This is a genomic window from Streptomyces radicis (genome assembly GCF_003626575.1).
Taxonomy (GTDB): domain Bacteria; phylum Actinomycetota; class Actinomycetes; order Streptomycetales; family Streptomycetaceae; genus Streptomyces; species Streptomyces radicis.
In genome coordinates this window covers 114,535-123,992 of the sequence record NZ_RBDY01000011.1, presented here as the reverse complement: position 1 = coordinate 123,992, position 9,458 = coordinate 114,535, and the positions used below count along the sequence as shown (strand labels likewise).

Annotated in this window: 1 protein-coding gene; it reads right to left on the bottom strand. The window is 75.7% G+C overall.

All coding sequences use genetic code 11. From position 1 onward, the window contains the following. Positions 1-55: 55 nt before the first annotated feature. Positions 56-9,448 (bottom strand): type I polyketide synthase, encoded by a 9,393-nt coding sequence (locus D7318_RS16750; RefSeq protein ID WP_120697920.1) that lies wholly within the window; start codon positions 9,446-9,448, stop codon positions 56-58. Positions 9,449-9,458 lie beyond the last annotated feature (10 nt).

The following is a 9,458-nucleotide window of genomic DNA, read 5'->3' as shown; positions in this document are numbered from 1 at the left end:
TCGCGGTCTGCTGGGGTGGGGGCGCCCACGGGGCGCGCGGCGGGCGGTGCGGCGGTCACGACGTGCCAAGTTCGTCGTCGAGGAGCTCGAACAGCTCGCTGTCGCTCGCGGTGTCGAGGTCGTCGTCCTCGTCGTCCGCCGGGTCGGCGGCGCCCTGCCAGCGCAGCAGGAGGGCGCGCAACCTGGCGGCGATCTCGGCCTGTTCGTCCTCGTCGCCCGCGGGGCGCGCGGTGAGCACGGCTTCGAGCCGGTCGAGCTCGGCGCGCAGCGGCGGCGCCTCGTCGAGGGACCCGGCCAGCTCGGCGCGCAGGTGCTCGGCGAGCGCCTGGGGGTTCGGGTAGTCGAACACCATGGAGGACGGCAGGGCGAGCCCGGTCGCTGACCTGAGGCGGTTGCGCAGGTCGACGGCGGTGAGCGAGTCGAAGCCGAGGTCCTTGAACGCGTCGGCGGGGCTCACCGCGTCGGCGCCCCGGTGGCCGAGGACGGCGGCGATCTCGCGGGTGAGGAGGTCGAGCAGGACGAGGGTCTGCTCGGCGGGGCTCTGCCCGGCGAGCGCGCCGCGCAGCTCGGCCGCGGGGTCGGGGCCCGCGCCCTCGTCGCCGCCGGTGGAGGCGGCGATGGCCCGCCGCGCCTCGTCGATCTCGTCGAGGAACCTGCTGGGCCGCTCGTCGGTGAAGATGAGGGTGAAACGCTCCCAGCGCAGGTCGTTGACGACCCGGTGGGTCTCCTCGTGGTCGAGGGCCTGGCCGAGCGCGGCGAGGGCGAGCTCGGGCGGCATGTCCATCATCCCGTGGGTGCGGGCGCGGTCGCCGACGGCGCCCTCGGCCATGCCGCCGCCCGCCCAGGTACCCCAGCCGATGGAGGTGCCGGGCAGGCCCTGCTCGCGGCGCCACTCGGCGAGGGTGTCCAGGTAGGCGTTGCCGGGGACGTAGTTGCCGAGCCCGGGGAAGCCGAAGGACGCGGCGGTCGAGGAGAACAGCACGAACGCGGTCAGGTCGAGGTCCTTGCTCAGCTCGTGGAGGGTGAGGGCGCCACCGGCCTTGACGCGCAGCACGGTGTCCATCTGCTCGGGCGTCAGGTCGGCCAGCATGGCGTCGTCGAGCACGGCTGCGGTGTGGAAGACGGACCGCAGCGGGTGGGTGGCGCACGCGTCGGCGAGCAGCGCGGCGAGGGCGTCGCGGTCCGACACGTCGCACGAGGCGATGGTGACGCGCCCGGCGCCCCGTGCCAGCAGGTCGCTCTCCAGCTCGGCCGCGCCGGGGGCGTTCGGGCCGCCGCGGCTGATCAGCAGCAGGTGCTCGGCGCCGTGGTCGGCGAGCCAGCGGGCGACATGGGTGCCGATGCCGCCCGTTCCCCCGGTGATCAGGCTGGTGCCGTCGGGGCGCCAGCGGCGGGCGGGCTCGCCGATGAGCGGGGCGCGCACCAGCCGTCGGCCGAACGCGCCCGAGGGCCGCAGCGCGACCTGGTCCTCGCCTTCGCCCGAGGCCAGCACGTGGACGAGCCGCGCGGCGGCGGCCTCGTCGAACGCGGCGGGCAGGTCGACGAGGCCGCCCCAGCCCTCCGGGTACTCGAGGGCGGCGACCCGGCCGAGGCCCCACACCGTGGACTGCGAGGGCGCGAGGCCCGCGTCGTCCGCGCCGGTGTGGACGCCCTCGCGGGTGACGCTCCAGAGCCTGGCGCTCTGCCCGGCATCGGCCCACGCCTGGATGAGCAGCAGGGTGGCGGCGGTGCCGGTGGGCAGCGTCCGGTGGCCAGGGGCGATGGCGTCGGCGAGGGCGAGGAGCGAGAGAACGCCCGTGGCGTCGGCGTGTTCGGCGAGCGCGGCGGTCAGCTTGGCGCGGTCGCCCGCGGGGTCCGATGTGCACTCGACGGTGACGCGGTGGACGCGGGCGCCCGCCTCGGACAGGGCGCGTTCGCACAGGGCGGCGGTCGGGTCGTCGTCGTGGCCGAGGGGCAGCGCGAGCAGCCACGTGCCGGTCAGCTGGTCGGGCCCTGGCGACGGCCTGAGGGCCTGCCAGACGACGCGGTAGCCCCACGCGTCGAGCGCCGCCGTGTCGCGCCGGTCGCGGCGCCACGCGGACAGCGCGGGGAGCACGGCGGCGAGGGAGTCATGGGTGGCGTCGTCAGGGCCGTCGGCGGCCTGGCCGCCGATCGTGGCGGCCAGCGCCTCCAGGTCCTCGCGCTCCACGGCCTCCCAGAACCGCCGCTCGACCTCGTCGGCGGCCTGGGCGCCGACTCCCTTGGCGCCGCCGCCCGTTGCCTCGAGCCAGTAGTGGTCGCGCTGGAAGGCGTAGGTGGGCAGGTCGGGGGCGAGGCCGGCGAGGGCGGGGGGCAGCAGGGGCGTCACATCGGGGTCGAGGCCCTGGACGAACGCCTGCCCGAGCGCGGCGCACAGCTGGCGCGGCCCCGAGGCGTCGCGGCGCAGGGTGCCCCAGGCCCCCGCGTCGGCGCCCGCCTCCTCGAAGATCTCGGTGAGGGCGGGGACGAGCACGGGGTGGGCGCTGACCTCGACGAAGTGCGAGTAGCCCTGGTCGACCAGGCCGCGGGCGGCGGCGGAGAACTCCACGACGTTGCGGAGGTTGTCGACCCAGTAGGCCGCGTCGAGCCGCTCGGTGTCGATCGGCTCGCCGGTGACCGACGAGGCGAGCACGGCGCGGGCGGGGCCGGGCTCGATCCCGGCGAGCGCCCGGCCGATCTCCTCGGCGACCTCTTCGACGAACGGCGAGTGCGACGCGTAGTCCACGGCGATGCGCCGCGCGCGGGCGCCACGCTCCTCGCACAGCCGCAGCGCGGCCTCCACCGCGCCGGGCTCGCCCGAGATCACGGTGGAGCGCGGCCCGTTGACCGCCGCGGGCCACACGCCGCCCGCGTCATCGGGCAGGTCGGCGAGCAGCGCGGCGGTCTCGTCGCGGCTCAGCTGGAGCGAGGCCATGGCGCCGCGCCCCGAGAGCTTCCTGATCGCCTTGCTGCGGGCGATCACCACGCGGGCGCCGTCCCGGAGGGACAGCGCGCCACAGGCGACGGCGGCGGCGATCTCGCCCTGCGAGTGGCCGATGACCGCGCCTGGCACGATCCCGAACGACTCCCAGACCCGGGCCAGGGCGACCATCACGGCGAACGACACGGGCTGGACCACGTCCACCCGGTCGAGCCCGGGGGCGCCCGCCTCCTGGCGCAGCACATCGGTCAACGACCAGTCGACGAGCGGCGCGAACGCCTCCTCACAGTCGGCGACGGCCTGCGCGAAGACCGGCCGGGTCGCCAGGAGGTCGGCGCCCATGCCCGCCCACTGCGCGCCCTGGCCAGGGAAGACGAACGCCACGCCGCCGACGGGGCGGGCGGCGCCGCTCGCCACGTGCTCGGCGGGGCGGCCGTCGGCGAGCGCCGCCAGGCCGTCGGCGAGCTCGGGCCCCTCGTCGGCCACCACGACGGCGCGGCGCTCGAGCGCGGCGCGGCCCCAGGCGAGCGCGGCGGCCACGGCGGGCACCGGCGCGTCGGGCCGCTCACCGGTCCAGGCCGCCAGGTCGGCGGCGACGGCGCGCAGGGCCTGCTCGCCATGGCCCGAGATCAGCACCGGCACGGGCCCGGCCTGGGGTTGGGGGGCCTCGGGCGCCTCGTTCTCCCGGGCCTCCTCGACGATCACATGCGCGTTGGTGCCGCTGACGCCGAACGACGAGACGGCCGCGCGGCGGGGACGGCCGTCGACGCGCTCCCACTCCCTGGCCTCGGCCAGCAGCTCGACGGCGCCCGCCGACCAGTCGACGAACGGCGAGGGCGCGTCCACGTGCAGCGTCGCGGGCAGCACCCCGTGGCGCATGGCCATGACCATCTTGATGATCCCGGCGACACCGGCGGCCGAGGCCGAGTGGCCGATGTTGGACTTGATCGAGCCGAGCCACAGCGGCCGGTCGTCGGGGCGCTCCCTGCCATAGGTGGCGAGCAGCGCCTGGGCCTCGATGGGGTCGCCGAGCGTGGTGCCGGTGCCGTGCGCCTCGACGGCGTCCACCTCGTGGGAGGCGAGGCGGGCGTTGGCCAACGCCTGCCGGATGACGCGCTGTTGGGAGGGCCCGTTGGGGGCGGTGAGGCCGTTGGACGCGCCGTCCTGGTTGATCGCCGTGCCGCGCACCACGCCGAGGACGCGGTGGCCGTTGCGGCGGGCCTCCGAGAGGCGTTCGACGAGGATCAGGCCCACGCCCTCGGCCCAGCTGGTGCCGTCGGCCGCGGCGGCGAACGCCTTGCAGCGGCCGTCGGGGGCAAGGCCCCGCTGGCGGCTGAACTCCACGAAGCCGATCGGCGTGGACATCACCGTCACGCCCCCGGCCACCGCCATCGAGCACTCGCCAAGGCGCAGCGCCTGGATCGCCTGGTGCAGCGCGACGAGCGAGGACGAGCACGCGGTGTCCACCGTGACCGCGGGGCCTTCGAGGCCGAGGGTGTAGGCGACGCGGCCCGAGACGACGCTGGTGAGCAGCCCGGTGAGGGCGTAGCCCTCCACGCCCTCGATGCCGTCGATGCCCGCTCCGGACTGGGCGCCGTAGCTGGAGGACGTGCCGCCGATGAACACGCCGGTGGGGCTGCCCTTGACGGACGACGGGTCGATCCCGGCCCGCTCGAACAGTTCCCACGAGGTCTCGAGGACGAGCCGCTGCTGCGGGTCCATGGCCAGCGCCTCGCGCGGGGAGATCCCGAAGAACGCCGGGTCGAAGTCGCCCACGTCGTGCAGGAATCCGCCGGTGGACACATAGGTGGTGCCGGAGTGGTCCGGGTCGGGGTGGTAGAGCCCGTCGACGTCCCAGCCGCGGTTGGTGGGGAACTCCGTGATGGCGTCGCCCCCTTCGGCCACGAGCCGCCACAGGTCCTCGGGCGAGCGCACGTCGCCCGGGTAGCGGCAGGCCATGCCGACGATCGCGATGGGCTCGTCGTCGGCCACGGCCGAGGCGGTGAACGCGGCGGCCGAGGCGCCCGCGTCGGTGCCGACGACCTGTTCGAGCAGGTGGCCCGCGAGCGCGGTGGGGTTGGGGTGGTCGAAGATGACGGTCGTGGCGAGGCGGACGCCGGAGGCCTCGTTGAGGCGGTTGCGCAGCTCGACGGCGGTCAGCGAGTCGAAGCCGAGCTCCTGGAACGCGCGGGTGGGCGCGACCGCGCCGACGGACGAGTGGCCGAGGACGTCGGCGGCCTGGGCGCGCACGAGGTCGAGCAGCATGCGCTGCTGCTCCTCGGGGCCGCGGTCGGCCAGGCGCCTGGCCAGCTCGGCGCCCGCCTCCTCGTCGGGCGTGGCGGCCTCGATGAGCGCGGCGGTCTCGGGCAGGTCGGCGATCAGCGGCCTGGCCCTGGCGACGGTGTAGGCGGGGACGAACGTGTCCCAGTCCACGTCGACGACGGCCACGTGCGTCTCGCCGTGGTCGAGCGCCTGCCCGAGGGCGCGCAGCGCGAGGTCGGGCGCCATGGCGCTGATGCCGCGCCGCCGCAGGTTCCGCTCGGCGTCGCCGACCGAGGCGATGCCGCTGCCCGACCAGGCGCCCCACGCGAGGGAGGTGGCGGCCAGGCCCTGGGCGCGGCGCCACTCGGCGAACGCGTCGAGGTGGGCGTTGGCGGCGGCGTAGGGGCCCTGGCCCGCGCTGCCCCACAGGCCCGCGTGGGACGAGAACAGCACGAACGCGTCGAGCGGCCCGGGGAGGAGGTCGTGCAGGTTGTGGGTGCCGACCACCTTGGCGGCGAACGCGGCGGCGAAGTCGTCGGCGGTCGTGTCGGCGAGCGGGGCCGCGGGGGCGACGCCCGCGGCGTGCACGACGGCGGTGACGGCGGGTCCTTCGAGCCCTTCGAGCAGCGCGGCGAGCGCTTCGCGGTCGGCGACGTCGCACGCGGCGACGGTGACGCGCACCCCGCGCGCGGTCAGCTCGGCCGTCAACTCCTCGGCGCCTGGCGCCTGTTGGCCGCGGCGGCTGACCAGCACCAGGTGCTCGGCACCGCCGTCGGCGAGCCAGCGGGCGGTGTGGGCGCCGAGCGCGCCCGTGCCGCCGGTGACCAGGACGGTGCCGCGCGGGCGCCATGGTGTGTCGGCCTCGCGGCCGCTGAGCGCGGCGTGGGCCAGGCGGCGGGCCAGCAGCCCTCCGTCGCGCACGGCGAGCTGGTCCTCGTCGTCGATCCCGGCGAGCGCGGCCAGCGCGGCGGACCAGGCGGCGTCGTCGAGCTCGGCGGGGACGTCGAGCAACCCGCCCCAGCGGTCCGGGTGTTCGAGGGAGATGACCCGGCCGAGGCCCCAGATCTGGGCCTGTTGGGGCTCGGTGACGCCGAGCACCGCGCCCCGGGTGACCAGCCACAGCGGGGCGTCGACACCTTCGCGCTCCAACGCCTTGACCAGCTCGACCGTTTCGGGGGCGGAGGCGAGGAGCGACACCACGCCGTCCACCGGCTCGTCGGGCAGGGCGTCGGGCAGCGCCTCCGCGGTCCCGGTGGCGACGCGTACGCCCGCGGCGGTGAGGCGTTCGGCCCAGGCGGCGCGTTCGGCGGTGGCGTCGGCGGTGGCGTCGCCGATCAACAGCCAGGTGCCGGTGAGCGGGCGGGCGGGCCGGTCGGCGAGGGGCTTCCACTCGACGCGGTAGCGCCAGGCGTCCACGGTCGAGCGGTCCCTGCCGCTGTCGCGCCATGCCGTGATGGCGCGCAACGCGTCCTCGTCCAGGGCGAGTTCGCCGCTCTCGACGGCGGTCCAGAACGGGCTGTCGGCCTCGTCGTCCGCGGCGTCGAGCCAGTAGCGCCTGCGCTGGAAGGGATAGGTGGGCAGGTCGAGGGTGCGCCCTTCGACGCCCCAGTCGACGGGCAGCCCCGCGACGAACGCCTCGCCGAGCGACAGCAGGAGCCGGTGGCGGCCGCCCTCGCCGCGGCGCAGGGTGCCGAGCACGGAGGCGTCGGCGCCCGCGGCCTCGACGGTCTCGCGCAGCGGCACGCCGAGGACCGGGTGCGCGGAGGTCTCGACAAAGGCGTTGAGGCCGTCGTCGAGCAGGGCGCGGGTGGCGTCGTCGAAGCGGACGGTGTTGCGCAGGTTCTCGTACCAGTAGGCGGCGTCGAGGCCCTCGGTGTCGAACACGCCGCCGGTGAGCGCCGAGTAGAAGGGGATGACGCCGGGGCGCGGGGTGATCGGGGCCAGGACGTCGAGGAGCTCGTCGCGCAGCGACTCGACGTGCGCCGAGTGCGACGAGTAGTCGACCGCGATCCTGCGGGCGCGCTCGACGGTGGCCAGCACGGTCTCAAGGCCCTCGGGGTCGCCCGAAACGACCACGGAGCGTGGGGAGTTGACCGCGGCGACGGACACGCCTCGCGGCAGCGAGAGCTGGTCGGCGGGCAGCGGCACGGACACCATGCCGCCCCGGCCCGCGAGGGCCGTGATGGCGCGCGAGCGCAGCGCCACCACGCGCGCGCCGTCCTCGAGGGACAGCGCGCCCGCGACGACGGCGGCGGCGATCTCGCCCTGGCTGTGGCCCACCACGGCCTCGGGCTCCACCCCGTGCGCGCGCCACACGGCGGCCAGCGAGATCATCGTGGCCCACAGCACGGGCTGCACGACGTCCACACGGGCCAGCAGCGCCTCGTCGGCGAGCGCCGCCTCGAAGTCCCAGTCCACGAACGGCTTCAGCGCCTCGCCGCACGCGGTCATGGACTCACGGAACGCGGGCGACGAGTCCCAGAGATCGGCCGCCATCCCGGCCCACTGCGAGCCCTGCCCAGGGAAGACGAAGACGGCGCGGGCCTCGTCGCCGACGACCTGGCCCGCCACGACGGAGCCGAGCGGCTCGCCCGACTCCAGGGCCGCGAGGCCCGCGAGCGCCTCGTCCCTGTCGCGGGCCACGATCACGCCGCGGTGGGCGAGCGCGGCGCGGGTCCTGGTCAACGAGGCGGCGACATCGACGAGTTCGGACTCGGGGCGGGCCTCGGTCGCGGCCCAGAGGCGGGCGGCCTGGGTGCGCAGCGCCCTGCGGGACCCGGCGGAGACCACGACGGGCAGGGGCCAGGCGGGCGCCTCGGCCGACGGCGTTCCGGCGTCCGCCTGTTCGGACCCCTCGGCCTCGGGGGCCTCCTCGACGATGAGGTGCGCGTTGGTGCCACTCGCGCCGAACGACGACACCCCGGCGCGGCGCGGGCGGTCGTCGACGCGCCCCCAGGGGCGCGGCTCGGCCAGCAGCTCGACGGCGCCGGCCGACCAGTCGACGTGGGGCGAAGGGGCGTCCACGTGCAGGGTCTTGGGCAGCTGCCCGTGGTGCATCGCCATGACCATCTTGATCACGCCGACCACGCCACCGGCGGCGGCGGAGTGGCCGATGTTGGACTTCACCGAGCCGAGCCACAGAGGGCGTTCCTCGGGGCGGCCCTGGCCATAGGTGGCGATGATGGCCTGCGCCTCGATGGGGTCGCCGAGCGCGGTGCCCGTGCCATGGGCCTCGACGGCGTCCACCTCGTGGGGGGCGAGCCTGGCGTTGGCCAACGCGGCGCGGATGACGCGCTGTTGGGAGGGGCCGTTGGGGGCGGTCAGGCCGTTGGACGCGCCGTCCTGGTTGACGGCCGAGCCACGGACGACGGCCAGCACGCGGTGGCCGTTGCGGCGGGCCTCGGAGAGGCGTTCCACCAGGACGATGCCCACGCCCTCGGACCAGGTGGTGCCGTCGGCGGCGGCGGCGAACGCCTTGCAGCGGCCGTCGGGGGCAAGGCCCCGCTGGCGGCTGAAGTCGATGAAGCCGATCGGGGTCGGCATCACGGTGACGCCACCGGCCAGGGCCATCGAGCACTCGCCAAGGCGCAGCGCCTGCACGGCCTGGTGCAGCGCGACCAGGGACGACGAGCACGCGGTGTCCACCGTGACCGCGGGGCCTTCGAGGCCGAACGTGTAGGCGACGCGCCCCGAGATGACGCTGGTCAGGCCGCCGGTGAGGGCGTAGCCCTCGATCTCGGGGGCGGTGACGCCGAGGGAGCCGCCGTAGCCCGAGGTGCCGCCGCCGATGAACACGCCGGTGGATGAGCCCTGCACGGACAGCGGGTCGATCCCGGCCCGTTCGAAGACCTCCCACGACGCCTCGAGCACGAGCCGCTGCTGCGGGTCCATCGCCAGCGCCTCGCGGGGCGAGATCCCGAAGAGGCCCGCGTCGAAGTCGGCGACGTCGTGCAGGAATCCGCCGTTGCACGAGTACGTCGTCCCCGGGTGGTCGGGGTCGGGGTGGTAGAGGGTGCCGATGTCCCAGCCGCGGTCGGTCGGGAACTCCGTGATCCCGTCGCCGCCTTCGGACACCAGGCGCCACAGGTCCTCGGGCGTGCGGACGTCGCCGGGGTAGCGGCAGGCCATGCCGACGATGGCGATGGGCTCGTGGATCCGGTCCTCGATGTCGGATATCCGCTTGCGCGCCTTGTGGAGGTCCGCCGTGGCCCGCTTGAGGTAATCGCGAAGCTTGTCTTCGTTGCTCATCTTTACGTCA